This window comes from Pseudonocardia halophobica (genome assembly GCF_050948485.1).
Taxonomy (GTDB): Bacteria; Actinomycetota; Actinomycetes; order Mycobacteriales; family Pseudonocardiaceae; genus Pseudonocardia; species Pseudonocardia halophobica.
In genome coordinates this window covers 5886838-5907781 of the sequence record NZ_CP192046.1, presented here as the reverse complement: position 1 = coordinate 5907781, position 20944 = coordinate 5886838, and the positions used below count along the sequence as shown (strand labels likewise).

Sequence of the window (20944 nt, the reverse complement as noted above, 5' to 3'; positions counted from 1 at the left end):
AGCGCGGCCCGGAAGTACCCGAACCTCGTCGCGATCGTGGAGGCCGCCAGGTCACGGGTGGTCATCGCCTTGACCAGCCCTCAACGTGAGAGCGCCGAATCGAGCCGATCGGCATCGGACCGAGGCCAGAATCGCGGAGCGCGAGCGCCGAGCTGGTCGCGGTGCTCGGAACCCAGACCTGCCGACCCGACCAATCGCGGTAGAAGTCATCGAGGGTAACCCGCCCGGCTCGCGGGTCGACGTAGCGGCCGGTCACGACCGCCGCCGTCACCTCGTCGAGCCAGGCCTGCGCGTCGATCTTGCGCGGGAAATGCCGAGCGTGTTCCCGCCCATCGGCGTCGCGGTAGCGGGCACGCCAGGAGCCGTTAGGACGGCGCTTAATGCTCGCCACGACGCGCCTCCTGCTCTGCCTGGAATCTGCGCGACCGTCCGGACCTTGATGTTCGAGTTGTCCTCGAGCATGAGATCCCGGCCGACGCCGGGCAGGCGATCCAGAACCGCCACAGCGAGGTCGAGCAGCGCGCCGAGCACCTTCGGGATCGTGCTGGACGGCTACAACCTCGGCGGCCCCCGGGCAGCGCGAAGGAGCAGGGCGTCACAGCCTGCGCCTCCGACGTCGCGACCGGCGGCGTCCCTCGCGCGGAGGGCGCGTCAAAAGCCACCGCCAGCCCGTCGGGGAGCGACAGGCCCAGGCGGAACCAAGCCGGCCACTCACGGCGCGACACCTCTCTGGGTCCCGCAGGCCCGGCTGCGCGCCCTCCGCACACCCAACCGACCCAGCGGCCCACGAGAGGAACAACCGATGTCCCGCATCCTCGACACCGACCCCCATACCGTCACCGTCTACCCCGAGGAGACCGTCACCGACTCCTACGGCAACACCATCCGACGGCCGTCCGAGAGCGGGATCGTCGTCACCGGCTGCCTCGTCAGCCCCGTCTCGAGCTCCATGCAGTCCGGGGGAGGCGTCGCCGCCTGGGTTCCGCCTCACCGCCCGCGACGCCCCCCTCGGACCCTGGTCCCGCGTGCAGTGGAACGGCGACAAGTACTCGATCGAATCCGGGCCGCGGCTCGTCGACTCCAGCCCCGCAGTCCGGCACGTCTCGGCCACCCTCCAGCTCGAGAGCTGAGGGCGCTCAGATGCTCGGCACGGCGTCGGCCGACTAGGGCGTGTCCTGTAAGTCCTGCCGAAACCAGAGGATGGCCGCGGCGATGGTGATCTCGGCTCGGAAGTAAGCAGCTCGCTTGGCATAGCGGGTGGCCAGGTCACGGAACTGTTTGAGCCGGTTGAAGCACCGCTCGACGACGTTGCGACCGGCGTAGATGATCGGGTCGAACGCGGGTGGGCGTCCGCCCCGGCGGCCTTGGCGTGGCGGCGGGCGATCTGGTCATCGCGTTCGGGGCTGGTGAACCCGATTCCGCGGCGGCGCATCGCCGCGCGGGTCGACGGGTGCGAGTAGGCCTTGTCCGCCACGACCCGGTCCGGGCGCTTGCGCGGTCGACCGGGCCCGTCGCGGCGCACCGAGATCTCATCGAGCAGGGGCAGTAGCTGGGGATTGTCCCCGGCCTGGCCCGGGGTGAGCAGGACCGACATCGGCAGCCCGCGGCCGTCCACGGCGAGGTGGATCTTGCTGGTCAGCCCGCCACGGGATCGGCCGAGGGCTTCGCCGTCGACGGCGAGGTCCTCGATCCAGGCGCTGGTGCAGCCCCCTTTTTCCGGGCCCCGGCGGCATGCTGGTGGGCCCGGACATGGGTGGAGTCGACGCTGATCGTCCACTCGACCGCCCCGAGGGAGTCGTCCTTGGTCACGGCCTGGTCGAGGATCCGGTCCCAGGTTCCGTCTGCGGTCCACCGCCGAAGCCGCTCATGGGCGGTCTTCCAGGGCCCGTAGCGTTCGGGCAGGTCTCGCCAGGGCGCCCCGGTACGCAGCTTCCACAGGATCGCGTTGATCACCTGGCGGTGGTCGCGCCAGCGGCGACCGTTCCCGGCCACCGCGGGCAGCAGCGGCTCGATCCGTTCCCATGCCTTGTCTGTCAGCTCGCCACGACCGACCACCGGAACATGATCAATCAGACCAGCTCAGGAGCCTTACAGGACACGCCCTAGCCCATGGGCACTGCGGACAGGCCAGCCACCCAGAGCCCGGAGCCCGTCATCAGCGGGGTGCCACCCGGGAGGTACAAGCACTCGCACCCATCGGTCGGGACACCGCGGAACCCCGCGTCGAGCGCGGCCTGCCACACACCCCCGTCGACGCCCAGGTCCCAGTCGAGCACCACCGCGCCGGCGTCGGTGACCGCGCGAACTGGGGCAGCCGCGGCGACGACCTGGCCGGTTACCTGGCCAGCAGAACCCGGAGTGTTCAAGTGGGCAGCCCCGGCGCACGCCACCAGCAACACAGCACCTAGCACAACCCCGAGCACCCGACCCACGACACCAGACACCACAACCTCCAGCAAAGAGAAGACGACTTCGACATCAACGAAGTCACAGAAGAAAGCGTGAACACGCAGAAGCGAACGAATCGCTGCACGAAGCATTGACGACACGACCGCGACACGTCAAGAAGAAATTGCGGACAGCCGGAACGGAAAGCGCGAGCTCGAGCCGCGCCGGCTGGGGGTCAGTCACACAGCGTCGCCGGAGGGGTGGCGGGGCACCCATGCCCTGAACAGGCAAAACCGGATCGTCATTACGCCTCCGGCTGCCTGACCAGCTGAATAGTCCCTACGCGCGTGCGCGCGAGAAGCGAGGTAACCGTGGGTGACACCGGAATTGTGCCTGCCGGGCTGGCTGCGGCCGGTTCGAAATTGTGGCGGTCAATTACCGCGGATTATGATGTCGAGGAGCACGAGCATTTGCTTTTGTTGGAGGCCTGCCGGGTCGCGGACCGGCTGGACAGGCTCGCGATGGAGTCGGCCGGCGCGCCGTTGACGGTGAAGAACTTCAAGGGTGACGAGGTCGCGAATCCGCTGCTGGTCGAGACCCGACAGCAGGGGATCGTGCTGGCCAGGTTGTTGGCGTCGCTGCGGTTGCCGACCGGGGATGAGGACGAGGCGCTCCGGCGCCCGCAGCGCCGCGGTGGGGCCAGGGGGACGTAATCGCGGCCGCGGGGTGCGGCGTGAAGCGGCGCCGTCGGGTCGTCGAGGTCGATCCGGAGCAGCTGGAGTCGACCGGCCCGGCGGTGTGGCTGACCGAGCAGGAGCGGGAGCGGCTCGTCGGGCTGGTGGACGAGGCCCGTGCGGTGCATGTGTCGGGTTCACCGGTCCGGACCGGGCTCGCCGGCGCGGCTCCAGGGATCTGGCATCCCGCTGTGCTCATCGCGGACCGGGCCGCAGCGCTGCGGCGGGTCGAGGGTGGGGTGGTGGCGTATCGACGCCGTCAGGCGGGTTGGCGGTACTGGCGGGTGTCGGGGGAGCAGCGGGAGGATGTGGTGGCCCGGTTCCAGCTCGGACACTTGTCGCGACCTGCTTGATCAGCAGCCGCTGCTGGAGCGGCACGGTTTGGGCCCGGGGTTTCGCGCGCTGTCCCGCGGGGACGGTGTCGCTCAGGTCGTGCCGCGCTTACGCCGGAGTCATCATGGCCTCGACCGCCCCGGGTTCAATCACGCTGCCCGGGGCGGTTCGGCGTTCGGCCTCGTCGCCGCCGACTCACCGCTGCACCAAGTCGACGCGCGTGCCTCAGGAGATAGTGGCGCCCGGGGCGCACTCACCCGGGCGCCACCTCGGCACCGCGGGAGAGGGGGTCGCCGCGATGCCCTCGAGCCGCGTCTACCCGGGGAGAGACACCCTGAACGTGACTGGGGCCGCGGGTCAGGGCGTCTCGTCCTCGGGGGTGGCCGGGTCGCCCTCGGGGTCGAGGTTCGCGAAGTGGTACCAGGCCAGGAGCGCGCCGACTGCGGCGAGCGGCAGGGTCACGTACCAGTATTTGATCGCAAGCATGAGCAGGACGAGGCCGATGATCACCCCGAGCACGAGCGCGCCCCCGCCACCGTTGCCACCGCCGCTCCCGCGGCGCTTACGGCGGCCGAGCCGGCGGTTGTAGGAGAACGGGCCCGGCCCGCGATGTGGAAGTTCAGGGGCATGCCCACTGATCGACTCCACGTGACTGGCGTTACCGGTCGGGCGTGACGCGCGGGGGATTTCGGGACCCGGCCGGGCAGATGGCCGCTGACCTCGTCGAGGTGGCCGAGATGCTCGCCCGCGATCGTGCGCCGCCCTGTGCTGGAGTCTCTGGACGAGTGGGAGCACGACGTTCCGCCGCCCAGCACCGACGACCGCCCGGCGCCGATCTTCGCCTCGTGAACGACGACACGATGGCCTCTCCGAAGTACGCCGTTGGCGACTGGGTTGCGGGCCTGGGGCACCGGGAGAAGTTCGGCCCCGGCGAGATCGTCGGCATTGCGCGGCTTGGCCATGACACGCCGTTCTACCGGATTAAATTCGCTGAGTTCGAGCTGCATCTCGAGGCGGACGAGATCCGGCCTGCGAGCCCGCGTCCTGACCGGCGTAAACCCAGAAGCGCCCCACCCCGCGTGACAGCGGGATGGGGCGCCAGGCCTCCGGGGTTGGATGCTGCTAGGCGTTGGAGCCGTTGCAGGTGACCACCGCGTAGGCCCCGGATGACGTCGAGGAGGCGATTTCCTCGCCGTCGACGAGGATCTTGCAGGTGATGTCGCCGCTGCTACCGCCGTTCTGCGCAACCAGCGACAACCCGGAGAAGGCGGTGACGTCGTCCTTGAACGTGAGGTCCTTCGACCAGGGCAGCTTCGCGCTGGAGACCTGCTCCATCTGGAAGCCCTCCTTGGAGTAGGTCACGTTCCCGGCCTTCGCCGGCCCGGACACCTGGTAGGTGACCTTGTGCCCTTCAGCCGCGGGGGCCTGCTGGTCAGCTGCAGGGGCGGCGGCGGTTCCACCGGTCGGGGTGGAGCTCGTCGAGCTGCCGCCTCCGCCGTTGACGGCGGCGATGATGACGATCAGCGCGATGATGCCGCCGACGATGAATGGCCACTTCCGCTTCCTCTTCGGCTGCGGCGCCTGCTGCTGGGGAGCGGGCGGCTGGTAGGGCGGCGGTTGCTGCCCGTAGCCCTGCTGGTGCCCGTTCTGCTGCGGCATGTACTGGTACTGCTGCCCGTACTGAGGCGGGTACTGCTGCGGGCGCCCTGCCCGTAAGGCGGCTGTGAAGAGGTGGTCACAGCCCGTTCATCGCCCAAATCGGACGTCCATTACCCCGAGACGCGACGATCATCAAATGTGATGACAAGATCGGCGACTAGGCGTCGTCGGCGCGGCCTGCCCGACTGGGGTTTCGAGCGAGCGCCGCTGGGCATCCGCCCCGCGGGTTGTGTGCCGCGCACCGCGCCGGAGTCATCACGCGACCCGCGGCCGGCCCCGGGTCCATGACACCACCGGGGCCGGTTCGCGTTTGGCGTCAAAGAATTACCGCGATGCCCGGCAAGGTGCGCTTCGAGGGGTGGTCGGCCCGAGGGGAGGGGCCCACGCACGGGCCGACCACCCTGTGACGGCCCGGGCACAGACCGTCATCCCGTGTCTACCACGCAACCTCCGGATGATTCCGGGTGGCCGGCCGGCCAGTGTTTGGGGCGCAGCCCCGGCCCCGGTGAGGGGCGGGCCAGGACCGGGACTACGCATGGAGTAGCTATCCGCGACGTTGTCGTTTGTTAACCAACTGGCGAGTCAAGCGCCCGTTACGAGAAGAATGGATGCATCTCCATCCGGAGGGTTCGGTATTGCCTGGCCTGCTGTCGGGGTCTACACGGAAGGGCGGGCCCGACCGTTGAGGGGCCGGGCGGGCCCGCCCTCGTGACATTCAGATGAGGCTGCGGCTTGCGGAAGGTAGAGGGCGGGCCGCCCGGGTTCCCTCCTGCCGACCCGAGGGCCGAGGCACGTTTCGTAGCCGCCAGCCCTATCCATCCCCGGCTAGGTCCCGGGGGCAGTCATTGAGGGGGAGGCAGCCCCCGGGGCCTCCTATGCTGTCCACGTCGCGCTTCCCCCGTGGCGGATCTTGGTGGGCACGTCGAGCGGGGGAGACCCATGCAGATCCACGAAGCGACGTCCATCCTGCGCGGAAAGGCCGGCGTGACGACGCCGGAAACCCGCGAGGCGGCAACTGTCGCCGGATCCTGAAATCTGACCCCCTGGCGGTCCGGGAAATTTGACCCCTCCCGACGCTGGGGAGGTGTTGAACGTGGAGGACTGGGCGGAGATCCGTCGGCTGCATCGGGCTGAGGGTGTGCCGATCAAGGAGATCGCCCGGCGGCTCGGGGTCGCGCGGAACACGGTGCGGGCGGCGTTGCGCTCGGACGGGCCGCCGCGCTACGAGCGGGGGCCGCGGGGTTCGGTCGCCGACGCCTACGAGCCGCAGGTGCGGGCACTGCTGGTGGAGTGGCCGCGGATGCCCGGGCCGGTGATCGCGCAGCGGATCGGCTGGCCCTACTCGGAGGGACCGCTCAAGAAGCTGCTGGCCCGGATCCGGCCCGAGTACGTGGGGATCGACCCGGCTGACCGGGTCGTCTACGAGCCCGGGCAGGTCGCGCAGTGCGACCTGTGGTTCCCCGAGACCCCGGTCCCGGTCACCGCCGGGCAGGCCCGGATCCTGCCGGTGCTGGTGGTGACGCTGGCGTTCTCCCGGTTCCTGTCCGCGACGATGATCCCCTCGCGCCAGGCCGGGGACATCCTGTCCGGGATGTGGCTGCTGATCTCCCAGCTCGGGCGGGTGCCCAAGACGCTGGTCTGGGACCGGGAGTCCGCGATCGGCGGGACCGGACGGGTCAGCGTCCCGGCCGCGGCGTTCGCCGGGACTCTGGCCACGCGGATCCGGCTGGCCCCGCCGCGGGATCCGGAGTTCAAGGGCATGGTCGAGCGCAACAACGGCTTCTTCGAGACCTCGTTCCTGCCCGGCCGCGCGTTCGCCGGCCCGCAGGACTTCAACGACCAGCTCGGGGCTTGGCTGCCGCGCGCGAACTCCCGCACGGTCCGAGCGTTGCAGGCACGCCCGGTGGATCTGCTCGAGACCGACCGCCAGGCGATGACCCCGCTGCCACCGGTCGCCCCGACGGTCGGGCTGACGCACCGGATCCGGCTCGCCCGCGACTACTACGTCCGCGTCGACACCTGCGACTACTCCGTCGACCCGCGGGTGATCGGGCGGTTCGTCGACGTCACCGCCTCCCCGACGCGAGTGCTGGTGTTCTGCGACGGAGCACCGGTCGCCGAGCACGAGCGCAGCTGGGCCAAACACGCCGTGCTCACCGACCCGGGCCACGTCGCGACCGCGCACCAGATGCGCCTGGCGCTGGCCGAGCAACGCCGCGCCCAACAGCAGACCCAGCAGCGCGGAGCCCGCCGCCACAGCGACGGACACCCGGTCGCGATCCGCGCCCTGCCCGACTACGACGCCCTGTTCGGCGTCGATTTCAACCCGACCACCCCAACTGCCGCGCCCGCGGCGGAAGCGAGCAACCCATGACCAGTGCAACTGTCCCCGACCGCTCAGCCGCGGCGCTGCCTGCAGAGGGGCTGCCCTCGATGCTGGCCTACCTGACCCGGGTGTTGAAGACCCCGACGATCGGGCGCTGCTGGGAAGAGCTCGCCGACCAGGCACGGGACGAGAACTGGTCGCACGGGGAGTATCTGGCCGCGGTCCTGCAGCGCCAGGTCGCCGAACGCGAGTCCGCCGGCACCACCATGCGCATCCGCACCGCCCACTTCCCGGCGGTGAAGACGATCGAGGACTTCAACCTCGACCACCTGCCCTCGCTGCGCCGAGACGTGTTGGCGCACCTGGCGACCGGCACGTTCGTCGCGAAGGCCGAGAACGTAATCCTGCTCGGCCCGCCCGGCCTGGGGAAGACACATTTGGCGATCGGGCTGGGCGTCAAAGCCGCCCACGCCGGCTACTCGGTGCTCTTCGACACCGCGAACAACTGGATCACCCGCCTCGCCGACGCTCACCAGGCCGGACGCCTGGAGGCCGAGCTGAAGAAAATCCGCCGCTACAAGCTGATCATTATCGACGAGGTCGGCTACATCCCCTTCGACCAGGACGCGGCGAACCTGTTCTTCCAGCTCATCGCCTCCCGCTACGAGGTCGGCTCGGTCATGGTCACGTCCAACCTGCCCTTCGGGCGCTGGGGCGAGACCTTCTCCGACGACGTCGTCGCCGCAGCCATGATCGACCGCCTCGTCCACCACGCCGAGGTCCTCACCCTCACCGGCGACTCCTACCGCACCCGCCAACGACGCGAGCTCCTCGCCAAACAGAACCGCGCCAACCAGGACTGACCAACCACCCGAGGGGTCAAAATTCGCAGACCCCAGGAGGGTCAACCTTCAGGATCCGTTGACAGCAACGTTCCGAGTGCTACGGGAGATCGAGGACCAGGCTCGCGTACAGGTGTGGGCGGCTCGACTCCTGGCTGCGCTTGACGAGCAGGACCGGCCCGCCATTGACCGGGCCCGGAAGGGCTTAGAGGTGGCTCTGAACAGGTCCCGCGAGGTGGCACACGCGTGACCGCCTACGACGACGCCGTAGCGAGGCTCAGCCCGGCCGCGCTCGAACACATCCGCCGCGAGGTGGCGAGAGCACCGCGATTGTCCGCGAGCATCTGGAGCGAGTTCTGCGGCTCTGGTCGTTCGACGTCGCGGCCGGCGACGGGGAGTCGCGGCCCGCCGACAGAACGCCGTGATCGTCGCAGAGGCCCCGAACGTCGCCGACTAGACCGCAGCCATCGGCCAAGTAGCGGGCGCTGTCGGCGCCTTCGTCGCGGTCGTCGTGGCGCTTGTCATCGCAAGCCGTGACCGCCGCCGTCTGCTTGCTGACCGGACGGCGTAGGTTGCGCCGGCGATTCCGCCACTTAGAGGCTTTCCCCGGCCGTTGCCGAGCTGATGACCATCCTCGCCAAGTGGGAGGCCACACTCCGGCCCGATGTTGTGGACCGGTGGAACCATGACGAGCCGATGCCGGACGTCTAGGACGCAAGTGGGGACCGGAAGTACGACAGATCTGGCTGCCCACCGCGGGAATCCGGCCCGGATCGCCGACGTCCTGCAGGGCATGCTCCGCACCCGACTCACCATTCCCTGCCGACGGCGGGCGTCCCGGACCTGCTGGTCGCTGGCCGTCGGCGTTCGTCCGCTCCCCCACGCCCGCCGGACACACTCCGCGAGGTCGCGAACGGCCCTGTCCAGCACTCGTCAGGTGCTGCCGAAGGATCCGCGAATGCGGGGACGGATGGCGGTGTCCGCGCACGGCAACTGTGGCTAGTGTCACAATCTTCTGCGTGTTGGGTTGGAGGCCTCGTGAGGATTTCATGCGCGTTTGCGACGTCGTTGGACAGTCATGAGCACGCCCGAATTGCCGAGAACCTGGGTTATGAGCGCGCATTCTTCTATGACTCGCCCGCTCTCTACCCCGACGTCTGGGTACAGCTCTGCCGCGCTGCCGAACGCACCGAGCGGATCATCCTTGGTCCCGGCGTATTGATTCCGAGCCTGCGCCATCCGATGGTCACCGCGTCCGCCATTGCGACGCTGGTCTCGGTGGCAGGCGCCGAACGCACGATGGTCGGAGTCGGCTCCGGTTTCACCGGGCGCCTGTCCATGGGGAAGCGGCCCCTCCCGTGGGCCAAGGTCAAGGAGTACGTGCTGGTGGTGTCGGCCCTGCTGCGGGGTGAGGAGGTCGAGTGGGACGGCGGGATCATGAAGATGCTGGCGCCGGACGATCGGTACGCCCCCGCCCGCCCGATTGAGGTTCCGTGGGTGGTCGCCGCCAACGGGCCGAAGGGTTACGGGGTGACCCGAGACCTCGGCGCCGAGCTCTTCACCGTGCTGGTACCGAACGCGGACTTCGCCTCGAGCGTCATCCTGGACTTCGGGACCGTGCTCGAGGACGGCGAGGACCCCGGCTCGGCAAGGGTGGTCGACGCGGCCGGACACGGTCTGAGCGTCGTCTTGCACTGGGCCGTCGAGCACGGCGGCATTGACGAGTTGCTGCCTGAGCGGGGCCGCGAGTGGGCCGCCGTCTACGACGACATTCCGAAGGAGAAGCGGCACCTGGCCCTGCATGACCGGCACCTGGTGGCCGTGAACGAGCGCGACCGGCCCTTCGTCACCGGCGAGCTGATGGTCAAGGGCGGGCTTGCGCTGTCACCGTCCGAGTGGCGGGACAAGCTCGCCAAGCTGGAAGCGGCCGGGAGCACCGAGATCGCGTATCAGCCCGCAGGCCCGGATATCCCGCGCGAGCTCGAGGCCTTCGCCGCCGCTGCGCGGGCATAGGCGCGCGGGTGACGAGTCGGCGATGAGGTCTCGCCGCTAACCGCCGTGCAGTCCTCGACGTCTGAGAAGGCGGATGCTCGGCCCTCTAGATGTGAGCCGGGCATACCTGTCGGTGGCCTGAGGTGGGTAAGCCCCTCGCACCAGATGTGCTCTCTATGCGCCCTCTCGACGTGCGCGCCGGTCCGCTGGTGTGCTCGCTTCCGCCGACGTTAGTTGCGGCCGCGGAAGACTTCGTACACGCGCCGGCCGAGCCTGGCGCGCCGACCGTTACCGGCGCAACGCGGGCAGGGCCGCCACGCCTTCCTGCTCGGCGAGCGTCGTTTTCCGGTGCCGTGGCAGCGCCGGCTGGCATGAATGGCCACCAGGCGCAGGCCGCGACGTGGAGCACCAGCGCGCCGAGCGCTAGCGCGGTGAGGGTCCACACGATGGCCTCCTGGCCGTTCTGGACGTCGACGAGCGGATAGGCGCTAGGGGCGCTAGCGCCCAGGTCGACCCCCTCCCTGGGCGCTAGCGTGACCGCTAGACCTAGCGCGCCCCAGCGCTAGAGGTGATCGCCCGGCGGTGCTGATCGAGCGCGGCCTGGACGTCGGCCCGGGTGATCCCGCGGCGGTTCGCGCCGGCCCCGTCCGGTAGCCGGCCCCACACCTGCCCGGTGGTGATCCCGAGCGGCCGGAGTGCCGCGGTCAGGGCGTCCGGCGTGAGCTGGCCATAGCGGTCGGGCCACCGCTCGGCAAGCGCGGCGCAAACGTCCTCGCGCCACACCTTCTCGACATCGATGGTCGCGAACACCACGGCCAGGTCGTCCAGTAGCGCCGCCGCCCGGCCGGTGCTCGTGTCCGCCTTCGTCCACGCGCGGTTCGATGCGGCGCCGGCCTTCGCCGACAGCACGCCGAGGACGTGGGCCTAGATGCCGCTCATGCCGTCACCGCCGACAGGGACGCAGCAGCCTCGGCGAGGGCCTCGGCCAGCTTCGCGGCCTCGTGCGGGAGCAGGCCGTCACCGCTGGGGCGGCCAGACACCTGCACCACGACCGGGTCGACGATCACCCCGTCAGGCCAGTAGTAGCCGGCCCAGCGCTCGACGTGAACCTGCAGGGGCTCGTCGCGCAGGTGGGTCCGCTCAAACACGGTCACGGGCCGGCTGCGGTGGAGGCGGCCGATGCCGCCGGCGCGGCGGGCGGTGTCGTCGTCGAGCTCGTGCCTGGCCGGCTCAGCGCACCAGTCGGGGCAGCCGAGCGCAGCCTTGATCGTGTCGGCGGTGCTCTCGTACAGCGAGAAGGATGGTTCGATACTCACGGGTCGAGCTCCTGGGGCTGATCAAGTCCCCGGGGCCGGCGTTCCTAGCGCCGCCCGGGGGCGTCTGAGGTGAGGGGATTGGGGAACCTCGAGGTCCGCGGCGGTCCGCGCGGTCCGCATCCAGTCCGCAAGAGGGCATCAGCCGTCAACACCCCTCAACGACCGCCACCAAGGTTTCGGCTGGTCAGAGGTGGCAACAGAGCCGTTTCCGCTGGTCCCGCGACCACGAGCCGAGTTCACGTGGAACTACGCCCGGGCCTTCGCGGCGGAGGGCCGGCCGTTCTGCACGGTCGCGCTGCCGGACAAGGGAATGGGCGACATCCAGGTCGCGGCCGAGTACGTCGTCTCCGCAGTGCGGACCATGAGCGAGCGGGCCGGCGGCCCGGTCGACGTCGTCGGGCACAGCCAGGGCGGCATGATCACGCGCTGGGCGCTGAAGTTCTGGCCGGACACCCGCGACGCGGTCGACGACCTGGTCGGGCTGGCCCCGTCCAACCACGGCACGGTCGTCGCGAACGGCATCTGCCTCGCGCCGGGCGGCTGCGCCCCCGCGATCCAGCAGCAGCGGGCCGACGCCCGGTTCATCGCGACCCTCAACGCGGGCCGGGAGACCTGGGACGAGGTTGACTACACCGTGGCCTACACCGACTTCGACGAGGTCGTGGTGCCCAACGTCGAGACGCCGCCGCTGCTGCCCGACGCCGCGCCGCCCGCCAGCTCCGCGCTGCGCGACGGCGGGGAGAACGTCCGCAACGTGTCGCTGCAGGCGGTCTGCCCCGCGCACCCCGCCGACCACCTCACCATCGGGACCAGCGACGCCGTGTCCTACGCGCTGGTCGTCGACGCGCTCGACCACGACGGCCCCGCCGACCCGGACCGGATCCACCGCGCCATCTGCCTGCAGCCCTTCCAGCCGGGCGTGGACCCGGTGACCTTCCCGACCGACTTCGCGCAGGTCCTCACCACGGTCGCCGATGCCCTCGCCACGACGCCGCCGGTGGCGACCGAGCCGCCGCTGCAGCCCTACGCCGAGGCCGCCGAACCCGCCTGACAAGCTCCGGCCGCACCGGGCAGGATGTCCGTTGTGTCCGTTCCCGAGCGCGTCGCGTGGGCCGTCGACCTGCTGGACCCGCGGCCCGGCGAGCGGATCCTGGAGATCGGGCCGGGGCCGGGGGTGGCCGCGGACCTGGTGTGCCGGCGCGGCGCGCGGCTGCTCGCCGTGGACCGCTCCGCCGTCGCCGCCGAGCGGACGCTGCGGCGCAACGAGGCGCATGTCGCGGCCGGCCTCCTGGAGGTCCGCACCGCCGAGCTCGCCGACCTCGACCTCCCGCCCGGGGAGGTCGACGGCGCGTTCTCGGTGAACGTCAACGTGTTCTGGACCCGCTCCCCGGCCCGTGAGCTCGCCGTCCTCCGCGGGGCGCTGCGCCCCGGCGGGCGCCTGCACGTCTGCTTCGGCCCCGCTGGACCCCAGCCCCCGGACCGGATCACCACCGCCGTCAGCGGTGCCCTGCGGGCGGCCGGGTTCGACGACGTCGCCGTGCGGTCCGAGCCCGCCGGCCTCGCGATCTCCGCCGTGCGGCCCTGATCGGCCGCCGGGTCAGCGCCCGGTCACGGCGTCGCCCGCGTCCCGGGCCAGGAGGAGCGCCGACACGGCCGGGAGCGCGAGGACGACCGCGAGCAGCACGAACGCGACGCGGTACGGCCCCGCCGCGCCGGACACGGCCGGAACCGCCTCACCGAGCCGCACCAGCAGCGCGCCGACCGCGACGCCGAGGCCCGCGCCGAGCTCCTGCAGTGTGGAGAGCAGCGTGTTGGCGTGGTTCATGCGGCCGGCCTCGACGTCGGAGAACGCGACGCTGTTGTAGGTGGTGAACCCGGTCGATCGCGCGATACCGCTGACCAGCAGCAGGGCGACGAGCAGCGGCAGCGGAGTGGTGGGCTGCAGGAACGCCATTCCGCCGAGGCACGCCGCACCCACGGCGATCGAGGCGAGCAGCACCGTCCGGATGCCGAAGCGGCGCATCATCGGCGTGGTCGCGGGCTTGATCGCGACGTTGCCGACGAACAGCGCGATCACCACCGCGCCGGCCTCGGCCGCCGACCAGCCGAACCCGACCTGGAACAGCAGGGGCAGCAGGAACGGGATCGCGGTGATCACCGCGCGGTACACCGACCCGCTCGCGGCCGTGACCCGGTAGGTCGCGACCTGCAGGATCCGCAGGTCGACGAGCGGGCGCTCGACGCGCAGCAGGTGCCGCACCGCGAGCCCGATCCCGACCACCGCGACCGCGAGCGCCGTGATCGTCGCGGGGGAGAGGCCCGAGCCCAGCCCCTCCAGCCCGACGATCAGCGCCGCGACCCCGAGCGCGGTGAGCGCGAACCCGGCCCGGTCGAGCCGGGGCGGGGTGTCCGCCCGCAGCCCGGGGACGATCCGCAGCGCCACCACCAGGGCGACCAGCCCCAGCGGCACGTTGATCACGAAGATCCACCGCCAGGAGGCGTACTCGGCCAGCACCCCGCCGACGACCGGGGCGAGCACGGGCGCGAGCAGGGCGGGCCAGGTCAGGTAGGCGATGGCCCGCACCAGGTCCGTCTTCGCGGTGGTCCGCAGCACGACCAGCCGGCCGACGGGCACCATCATCGCCCCGCCTGCGCCCTGCGCCACCCGGGCGGCGGTGAGGACACCGAGGTCCGGCGCGAGCGCGCAGCCCGCCGAGGCCAGCACGAAGATCGCCAGCGCCGCGCAGAACACCCGGCGCGCCCCGAACCGGTCGGCCAGCCACCCGCTGACCGGGATGAGCACGCCGAGGGTCAGCACGTACCCGGTGATCGCCACGTTGACGTCGACCGGGGCCACGCCCAGGTCCGCCGCGATGTGCGGGGCCGCCGGGGCGATCACGGTCCCGTCGAGGATCTCCATGAAGAACGCCCCGGCGACGAGCAACGCCAGGCCCCGCTGCACAGCCACGGGGGAACCGTAACCGCGGACCTGCCGGCTCCGCGGAGCCGTGTGAGCCGAGTCCGCGCGGGTAGACCGGGGACATGGCCGAACACGTCGACGACACCCTCTGGAACGAGTTCCACCGCGTCGTGAACATGACGTCCCGCGAGCTGGAGGACTGGCTGCGGACCGACTCCGCGGCGGTCGACTCGGAGGTGGAGCCCGACCACGCCGGCACCCCCACCGGCCGCGAGGTGCTGGCCATCCTGCGCAAGCGGCGGGAGGACCTCACCGCGGCCGACGCCGACTGCATGCGCCGCGTGGTCGACCGGGTCCTGTCCCAGCGCCGCGACGACCTCGAGCCCACCGCGGGCCAGGCGGCCTGGCGGCACAAGCTCATGCGCCTGGGCCACGACCCGCTCAAGCCCGTGGGCGCCTGACGGGGTCAGGTCCCGAGCGCGGTGCGCCGGCGGCGCCGCCGGGCGGTGTACGGCAGCGTGAACAGGTAGAGACCGCTGAGCAGCAGCACCGCCAGCGGGAGCAGCGGCACGTAGAACACCCAGAAGGGCAGCACCCCGCTCACGGCGACGAAGCAGACGATCACGGTCACCGTGAAGACGAGAGACGTCCAGCGGTGCAGCTGCCGGATCGCGGTGTTGCGGTTCATCGGGGCCTCCTCGGCGGTCGGACGCGCGGCCTGCGACCTGCAGGAACGGGCATCCGGGCGGACGGTGCTGTCGACCTCGACGACGCTACGAGCGCCCCGGTGCCGGGGGCTTCTCGATTCCTGACCGCTTCGCTCACCGGCCCTCCGGCGGTTGCCCTCGCCGCCAGCGGGTAGGACGCCCGCATGACCCGACCTGACGGGACCGGAGGCGGCGACCACGGGGACGACACCGTGCTGCACGGCGAGGAGATCCTGCACGGCGACGAGGTGCTCGAGGGCGAGGGCCCGCAGAGTGACGCGGGGGAGGGCCCGGATCCCGACGCCGGCGGACCAGGCAGCGTGAGCGGCGCCGGCCCCGGCAGCGTCGACCCCTGACCGCCGGGTCGACCGGACTCATCCGGTGCCGGCCCGGTGTCGGCCCGGACCTCCTGGGTAGCCGGACGGGGACCCGGTTCGCGGCCAGCACGCGGGACCGGGAGTCCGATATACAGCTGCAGCCCTGGAGCGATTCGATGACCCAGCGCAACACCGTCTTCCGCACCCTGCACGAACTGGGCCTCGCCGCCTGGTTCGGGGGCACCCTGGCCGGCGCCGTCGCCGTCAACGGCGCCGCGGCGGAGGCCTCCGACCCGCGGGAGCGGCTCCGGATCGCCAACGCGGGCTGGGCCCGCTGGACCCCGGTGAACCTCGCCGCGATCGGCGCCCACCTCGTCGGGACGACCGGCGTCGGCTGGGGCAACAAAGGCCGGATCGTGGCGCAGAAGGGGGTCGCGGCGTCGAGCGCGGCCATGACCGGCCTGACGGTCGCCGCGCTCGGTGTGACGGCCTACAGCCGGATGCTCGGCAAGAAGCTGGAGGCTGCGGAGGGACAGCCCGTCGAGGGGGCGACCGAGCCCGCTGCCGGGACCGAAGAGCCGGCGAGCGCGGCCCAGCGGCGGCTCCGCGTCTGCCAGTGGGTGATCCCGGCCCTCACCGGCGCGCTCGTGGTCGTCAACGCGCTGCACGGTGAGCAGCAGCGGCCCGGCCAGCAGCTGCCCGGCCTGCTGGCCAGGCCGGCACAGGTGCTCGGCCTGACCTGACCCGGCCTCCCGGCGCCGTGCGTACCCGGAACGCCGGTTTCCGCCCGTTCCGGGGTGGGCATCTCCTCGCCGTGCTCAGGACCGTGTTCCGGGGTCTCGCGCGGCTGCGGGGGAGACCGGCGTTCCATCCGCGCGGCGTGCTGCTCGGCGGCGAACTGCGGATCGACGACGGCGCCTCGGCAGTCGGGGAGGCGCTCGGGCCGGGACCCCACCGGGTGCTGGTGCGGCTGTCGAAGGGCGCCGGCACGCCCGGGGCGCTGCCCGACCTGCTCGGCGTGGCCGTGCGCGTGGAGCCGGACGAGACGCGCGAGGCCGTCGACCTGCTGTTCACGAGCTCGACCGCCGGGGGCGGGCTGCTCGCCCCGGCCCGCGGCTGGCGCACCGCGACCTACAGCACCCTGTTGCCCTACGACACGGCGGCGGGCCGGATGCGGCTGCTCGTCGAGCCGGAGCCGCGGGAGCCGGACCCGCCGGCCGACCCGCGCGCGGTGCCCGACGCCGTGCGGGCCCGCTCGCTGGTCTTCCGGCTGATCGAGGCCCGGCCGCGGGACCGCCGGACCGTGGCGATGCTCGTGCTCGGTGAGGAGCGGAGCGGCCCGGTGGCGTTCGACCCGGTGCTGCACCAGCACCCGCGGCTGCGCCCGGTCCGGTTGCTCGCCGGGCTGCGCGCCCGGGCCTACTCCGGGTCGCGCCGCGGACGGCACGCCGCGCTGGCCGGGCTGGTGCGCCGCCCGTAGCTACCGGCCCTCGCGCCGGTCCGGTTCTGCGTGCACCGGCGGCAGCGCGCCGCCGGGGTAGGACCGGCGCACCGGCCCGAGCGCGAGGACGAGGCCGAGCGCCGCGAAGACCCCGGCGACCACGGTCGACGGCAGGTTCATGCCCAGCCAGTCGACGTCGCGGTCCAGGATGCCGAGGATGCCGAACACCACGAACGCGAGGCTCACGACGGCGAGCACCCAGCCGTAGGCGCGGGCGGCGGAGAACCGGGTGGCGCACAGCATCCCGGCTACGCCCAGCGCCAGCTGCAGTGCGCTGCGCAGCGGGTTGATCTCCAGGCCCAGCAGCGTCGGCTGCCGGCCGTCGGGTCCGGGCGGGGCGAAGGCCGGCCAGAAGCCGACCAGGCCGTAGATCATCAGCAGCGCACCGAGGACCAGCGCCCCCACCTGGATCCAGGGGAAGGCGGCCTGCCCCGGACCCCGCTCCGCGGCCGTTGTGGCCCGTTCGGACATGGACTCCTCCTCGGGGGACGACGTGCGCGGGGTGCGCGCGGCACCCTGCCCCGGTCGCGTACCCCGTCGCCCGCCCGGCATGCGGGTCAGCCGGAGCCCGGGGCCGGCCGGCCCGCCTCCGCACGGCTCCCGGCGCGGGTCCGGCGCGGGTCCGGCGCCGCCTCGGAGGGGAAGCGGCGCAGGAACTCCGCCTCGAGCTCCAACATCCGGCGGGTGTGCACCTCGAGCGCGTCCTCGGAGCCGCCGAGGACGGTGTCGTGGCGGGTCTCGTGCAGGTGGGTCATCTCCCGGCGGAGCGTGTCGTCGTCGAGCTCGGCCGGAGGGACGCCGTGGGGTCGGTCGGTCATACCCCGCAGCTACCCGCGGGTGCGGGGAGGCATGCGGTCGTGAAGGGAACCGGCGGAAGGCCCCCTCGTTCGAAGGGGCCTCGGCTCCGGAGCCGGTGGGTTCTCAGGTGGGGTTCGCCTCGGGGCCGCTGCCCGGGATGGCGCCGGTGTCGAGGGGGCCGGGCTCGCCCGCGTTCTCGGTCCGGCCGGCGTCGGAGGAGGCGTCCGGCCAGCGTCCGACGCCCGCGCCCTGCGCGTAGGACAGGTGCCCGCCGAGCGCGCCCGCGACCGACAGCGGCAGCACCCCGGCCAGCGACAACACCGCGCCGGTCCGGTGCCGGCCCTGCCGGCGCGCGAGGTAGGAGGCGCCGAGGAAGGCCGCGGACACCACGTTCCCGGCCGCGTGCAGCAGTCCGACTCGGCGGCGGCGCTCGTCGAGCCCGCTCCAGTCGGCCAGCCCGGTCACCGCCGTCGGCAGCAGGCTGACCATCCCGGCTCCGACGACCCGGCGGGCCGCGTCCTCCTGGCCGCCGACGGCGTCGAGCAGGGCGGCGGAGGCCCACGCGCCGATCGGCACGGTCACGAGCAGCGGGTGCACGGGGTGGCCGAGCCAGGCACCGCGCAGCGCCGCGTCGAGCCTGCTGCCCGCGAGGAACCGGCGCAGCCCCCGCTGCACGGCCGCGACACCGTCCTCCCCGAACCGGACGTTCTCGGTGGCGCGCAGCGCCCGGACGATCGGTGAGCCGCTCATACCCGCGGCCTACCCGCTCGGCGCTGGTTCACGCCGCCGCGTCGATGGTCGCCCCCGCCGCCTGCCCCCGTATCGCTCGCGGCGGTGGGCGGTACCCGGGCGGGCGCGAACCCTCCCGCCCGGGCGCCCCGATCAGGTCGGGCCGGCCTGCTCCTTGACGTTCCGGCCCGCGTCCTGGGCGCGGTCCTGGACCTGCCCGGCCGCGGACCGGCCCTCCTCGGCCACGGTGGAGGCGGCGTCCTGCGCGGTCTCCTGGACCGACTGCACCGCCTGCTGCGCCGGCTCGCGCAGGTCCTCGCCGATCTCCTTCGCCTTCTCGCCGACCTGCTGCGCCAGCGGGCGTCCGATCTCCATCGCCCGGTCCTTGGCCTGGCCCGCGAGCTCCTGCTCCTTCCGGCTCGCGGGGAGCAGGGACGAGACGAGCCACCCGGCGCCGAAGGCGATCAGGCCCGCGGCCAGCGGGTTGCCGCGGGTCTGCTGCCGCACCCGGTCGGGCGCCTCCCGCGCGGTCTCGGCGACCGTCGACGCGGCGTCGGAGGCCTTCCCGCCGACCGTGTCGGCCACCGAACCGGCTCGGTCCGAGGCCTCGCCGGCCAGCGAGCGGGCCGTGCCGGCAGCCTGGTGGGCGGTGTCTCGCGCGGCGCCGGCAGGGTCGCTGCCCATCACGGCGTCGCGCCAGCCGGTGACCCGGCCGCGGAAGCGGTCGACCCGGCGCTGCACGACCCGGCCGGGCGTGACCTTCTCGGTCAGCGCGTCGACGTCGCCGCTGAGCCGGCTCTGGGTCCGCTCGATCTCGCGCCGGATCGCGTCGGGGTCGTCGGACTGCGCGGCGGCGTCGTACGGAGCGTCGTACTGCGCGCCGTACCGGGCGCCGTGGGGGGTGGGGCTGGCGGTGCTGTCGTACGGGGTGGTCATCGGTCCTCCTCACCGGCCCTTGAGGGCGTCGGGAACCTGCTTGAGCGTGTCGACCGTGCGTTCGGGGGTGGGGTGGGTGCGTCGCGCGTTGTTGCGGCCGACGACGAAGGCGATCGCGCCGATGACCGCCCAGACCACGGCGACGATCACGCCGGCCCAGCCGCTGTCCATGACGTTGCTCAGCCCGGCCCAGAGGGCGACCGAGAGGAACAGCAGCACCATGTAGCCGGCGAACCCGGCGGCCCCGAAGCCGCCGGCGGCCTTGCCCGCCTTGCGGGCCTCCTGCTTCAGCTCGGCCTGCGCGAGCGCGAGCTCCTGGCGCATCAGGGTCGAGAGGTCGCGCGAGACACGTCCCATCAGGTCGCCGACCGACACGTCGGAGACGTCGGGCGGGCCGCCGGCCGGGCTCGCTCCGGCGGGGGACGGCGCAGGTGGCTGGTCGAACGGCCCGGGCGCGGGGGCCGAGTGCCGACCTTCGTGATCGGGCGGCATGTTCGGCGGCATGTTCGGCGGGAGGTCCCGCGAGAGGTCGCGCGGCGCGCCGCCGCCCGGCGCGCTCACCGGCCGTCCTGGTCGTCCACGCGCGGGTCACCGCGACGGCCCAGCTCGTCGACGTACTCGCCGACGGTCGTCGACCCCGGTCGCGGTGCGTGCGCCGGTCCGGCCCCCGGGGGTGGCGGAGGTACGGCCGGCCCGCCGGCCGGCGGGGTGGGTGCCACGGGCGACGGACCGGGCGGCGGCGCCTGCCCGAGCGTGCCCGGTCCCGGAGGCACGGGCGGGGTGGACCCCGGGCCAGGCGTCACGGGCGCCGGCGGCGGCGGGGCCGCGGGCATGCCCTGTCCGGCCACGCCGTAGCCCGGGGGCACACCGTGTCCTGGGCCGTGGCCGGGGGGAACGCCCTGGGCGGTGTGCGGGTCCCCGGGCCATGGCGAGGGCGCGCCGCCGTCCGGGCCCGACCCGCCCTTCTCGTGCTCGACGACGCCGCGGGTCAGCCGCCCGACCAGGACCCCCGCCAGGGCGGCGCCGGCGAGGAAGGCGCCCGGACGGCGGCGGGCCACCCGGCGGACCTCCTCGACCAGGTCGCCCGGCTCGCGCTCCCGCAGCCAGGACGCGAAGCGCTCGGCCCGGTCGGCGGCCTCGTGCGCCAGGTCGGCCACGGGGCCGCCGTCCGCCGATCCCGCCATCTGCCGTAGCTGGTCGGCGACGTCGTGCACGCCGTCGGCGGCCTGACGCTGCGTCGAGCCCGCCTGTTCCTGCAACCGGCCACGCGCCTGCCCGACGAGGTCCTTCGCCTGCCGGCGCGCCTCGCCGGCGACGTTGCGTGCCTCCTCGGCGGCCGTCCCGGCGACCTGCCCACCCGCCTCGGCGGCGGTGCGTCCGACCTCTGCGCCCTCGGTCCGGACGGTCTCGCTGGTGCTCTCCGTCACTGCACGCTCCTTCCGTTCG

Annotated in this window: 24 protein-coding genes and 1 pseudogene; 11 read left to right on the top strand and 14 right to left on the bottom strand. The window is 72.7% G+C overall.

Annotation, left to right across the window (positions count from 1 at the left end; translation table 11 throughout):
• Positions 1–61 precede the first annotated feature (61 nt).
• Entirely contained in the window at positions 62–391 is a 330-nt protein-coding gene (locus ACQP04_RS28125) for a hypothetical protein (RefSeq protein ID WP_433503549.1), read from the bottom strand.
• A 772-nt stretch (positions 392–1163) separates the two neighbouring features.
• A pseudogene (locus ACQP04_RS28120) lies at positions 1164–2055 on the bottom strand (IS5 family transposase).
• A 704-nt stretch (positions 2056–2759) separates the two neighbouring features.
• Between ACQP04_RS28120 and ACQP04_RS28115 the strand changes: the two are divergent.
• Together ACQP04_RS28115 and ACQP04_RS28110 are read left to right on the top strand one after the other, a co-directional pair.
• Positions 2760–3101 (top strand): hypothetical protein, encoded by a 342-nt coding sequence (locus ACQP04_RS28115; RefSeq protein WP_433503548.1) that lies wholly within the window; start codon positions 2760–2762, stop codon positions 3099–3101.
• A gap of 20 nt (positions 3102–3121) precedes the next feature.
• The gene (locus ACQP04_RS28110; RefSeq protein ID WP_433503547.1) at positions 3122–3475 is read left to right on the top strand and encodes a hypothetical protein; all 354 of its coding nucleotides are present in this window, start codon (positions 3122–3124) and stop codon (positions 3473–3475) included.
• Between the two features lie 337 nt (positions 3476–3812).
• Here the strand turns inward: ACQP04_RS28110 and ACQP04_RS28105 are convergent, their stop codons facing one another.
• A complete protein-coding gene (locus ACQP04_RS28105; RefSeq protein ID WP_433503546.1) occupies positions 3813–4103 on the bottom strand; it encodes a hypothetical protein in 291 nt (96 codons plus the stop codon).
• A gap of 474 nt (positions 4104–4577) precedes the next feature.
• Positions 4578–5114 (bottom strand): MmpS family transport accessory protein, encoded by a 537-nt coding sequence (locus tag ACQP04_RS28100; RefSeq protein WP_433503545.1) that lies wholly within the window; start codon positions 5112–5114, stop codon positions 4578–4580.
• Positions 5115–6198: 1084 nt separating this feature from the next.
• Between ACQP04_RS28100 and istA the strand changes: the two genes are divergently transcribed.
• The 3 genes from istA (at position 6199) to ACQP04_RS28085 (ending at position 10295) form a co-directional block, all read left to right on the top strand.
• A complete protein-coding gene (gene istA / locus ACQP04_RS28095) occupies positions 6199–7488 on the top strand; it encodes an IS21 family transposase (protein ID WP_433503544.1) in 1290 nt (429 codons plus the stop codon).
• Positions 7485–8303: an IS21-like element helper ATPase IstB gene (istB, locus tag ACQP04_RS28090; protein WP_433503543.1), complete on the top strand. Its 819-nt coding sequence runs from the start codon at positions 7485–7487 to the stop codon at positions 8301–8303. The genes istA and istB overlap by 4 nt, the downstream gene beginning before the upstream one ends.
• A gap of 1017 nt (positions 8304–9320) precedes the next feature.
• The gene (locus ACQP04_RS28085) at positions 9321–10295 is read left to right on the top strand and encodes an LLM class flavin-dependent oxidoreductase (protein ID WP_433503542.1); all 975 of its coding nucleotides are present in this window, start codon (positions 9321–9323) and stop codon (positions 10293–10295) included.
• A gap of 525 nt (positions 10296–10820) precedes the next feature.
• Here the strand turns inward: ACQP04_RS28085 and ACQP04_RS28080 are convergent.
• Together ACQP04_RS28080 and ACQP04_RS28075 are read right to left on the bottom strand one after the other, a co-directional pair.
• Complete coding sequence (locus ACQP04_RS28080; RefSeq protein WP_433503541.1) at positions 10821–11183, bottom strand: hypothetical protein; 363 nt, start codon at positions 11181–11183, stop codon at positions 10821–10823.
• Between the two features lie 26 nt (positions 11184–11209).
• Positions 11210–11590, bottom strand: a complete 381-nt coding sequence (locus ACQP04_RS28075) for a DUF6907 domain-containing protein (RefSeq protein ID WP_433503540.1) — start codon at positions 11588–11590, stop codon at positions 11210–11212.
• 190 nt (positions 11591–11780) lie between these two features.
• Between ACQP04_RS28075 and ACQP04_RS28070 the strand changes: the two genes are divergently transcribed.
• Positions 11781–12641 carry a lipase family alpha/beta hydrolase gene (locus ACQP04_RS28070; protein ID WP_433503539.1) on the top strand — a complete coding sequence of 287 codons (861 nt, stop codon included), beginning with the start codon at positions 11781–11783 and terminating at the stop codon, positions 12639–12641.
• Positions 12642–12674: 33 nt separating this feature from the next.
• Positions 12675–13175: a class I SAM-dependent methyltransferase gene (locus ACQP04_RS28065; RefSeq protein WP_433503538.1), complete on the top strand. Its 501-nt coding sequence runs from the start codon at positions 12675–12677 to the stop codon at positions 13173–13175.
• Positions 13176–13187: 12 nt separating this feature from the next.
• Here ACQP04_RS28065 and ACQP04_RS28060 read toward each other — a convergent pair whose 3' ends face one another.
• The gene (locus ACQP04_RS28060) at positions 13188–14558 is read right to left on the bottom strand and encodes an MFS transporter (protein ID WP_433503537.1); all 1371 of its coding nucleotides are present in this window, start codon (positions 14556–14558) and stop codon (positions 13188–13190) included.
• 74 nt (positions 14559–14632) lie between these two features.
• Between ACQP04_RS28060 and ACQP04_RS28055 the strand changes: the two genes are divergently transcribed.
• The gene (locus ACQP04_RS28055; protein WP_433503536.1) at positions 14633–14971 is read left to right on the top strand and encodes a DUF3140 domain-containing protein; all 339 of its coding nucleotides are present in this window, start codon (positions 14633–14635) and stop codon (positions 14969–14971) included.
• 5 nt (positions 14972–14976) lie between these two features.
• Here ACQP04_RS28055 and ACQP04_RS28050 read toward each other — a convergent pair whose 3' ends face one another.
• Positions 14977–15198, bottom strand: a complete 222-nt coding sequence (locus tag ACQP04_RS28050; RefSeq protein WP_433503535.1) for a hypothetical protein — start codon at positions 15196–15198, stop codon at positions 14977–14979.
• A 183-nt stretch (positions 15199–15381) separates the two neighbouring features.
• Between ACQP04_RS28050 and ACQP04_RS28045 the strand changes: the two genes are divergently transcribed.
• The 3 genes from ACQP04_RS28045 (at position 15382) to ACQP04_RS28035 (ending at position 17014) form a co-directional block, all read left to right on the top strand.
• Positions 15382–15573 (top strand): hypothetical protein, encoded by a 192-nt coding sequence (locus ACQP04_RS28045; RefSeq protein ID WP_433503534.1) that lies wholly within the window; start codon positions 15382–15384, stop codon positions 15571–15573.
• Positions 15574–15710: 137 nt separating this feature from the next.
• A complete protein-coding gene (locus ACQP04_RS28040; RefSeq protein ID WP_433503533.1) occupies positions 15711–16277 on the top strand; it encodes a hypothetical protein in 567 nt (188 codons plus the stop codon).
• A 71-nt stretch (positions 16278–16348) separates the two neighbouring features.
• A complete protein-coding gene (locus ACQP04_RS28035; RefSeq protein WP_433503532.1) occupies positions 16349–17014 on the top strand; it encodes a hypothetical protein in 666 nt (221 codons plus the stop codon).
• Here the strand turns inward: ACQP04_RS28035 and ACQP04_RS28030 are convergent, their stop codons facing one another.
• The 6 genes from ACQP04_RS28030 to ACQP04_RS28005 form a co-directional block, all read right to left on the bottom strand.
• Positions 17015–17506: a DUF4383 domain-containing protein gene (locus tag ACQP04_RS28030; RefSeq protein WP_433503531.1), complete on the bottom strand. Its 492-nt coding sequence runs from the start codon at positions 17504–17506 to the stop codon at positions 17015–17017.
• 86 nt (positions 17507–17592) lie between these two features.
• Positions 17593–17853, bottom strand: a complete 261-nt coding sequence (locus tag ACQP04_RS28025; RefSeq protein ID WP_433503530.1) for a DUF6158 family protein — start codon at positions 17851–17853, stop codon at positions 17593–17595.
• 103 nt (positions 17854–17956) lie between these two features.
• Positions 17957–18583, bottom strand: a complete 627-nt coding sequence (locus ACQP04_RS28020; RefSeq protein ID WP_433503529.1) for a DUF2231 domain-containing protein — start codon at positions 18581–18583, stop codon at positions 17957–17959.
• A 132-nt stretch (positions 18584–18715) separates the two neighbouring features.
• Positions 18716–19498: a DUF3618 domain-containing protein gene (locus ACQP04_RS28015; protein WP_433503528.1), complete on the bottom strand. Its 783-nt coding sequence runs from the start codon at positions 19496–19498 to the stop codon at positions 18716–18718.
• A gap of 9 nt (positions 19499–19507) precedes the next feature.
• Entirely contained in the window at positions 19508–20059 is a 552-nt protein-coding gene (locus ACQP04_RS28010; RefSeq protein WP_433503527.1) for a phage holin family protein, read from the bottom strand.
• Positions 20056–20925: a hypothetical protein gene (locus ACQP04_RS28005; RefSeq protein ID WP_433503526.1), complete on the bottom strand. Its 870-nt coding sequence runs from the start codon at positions 20923–20925 to the stop codon at positions 20056–20058. The genes ACQP04_RS28010 and ACQP04_RS28005 overlap by 4 nt, the downstream gene beginning before the upstream one ends.
• Positions 20926–20944: the final 19 nt, after the last annotated feature.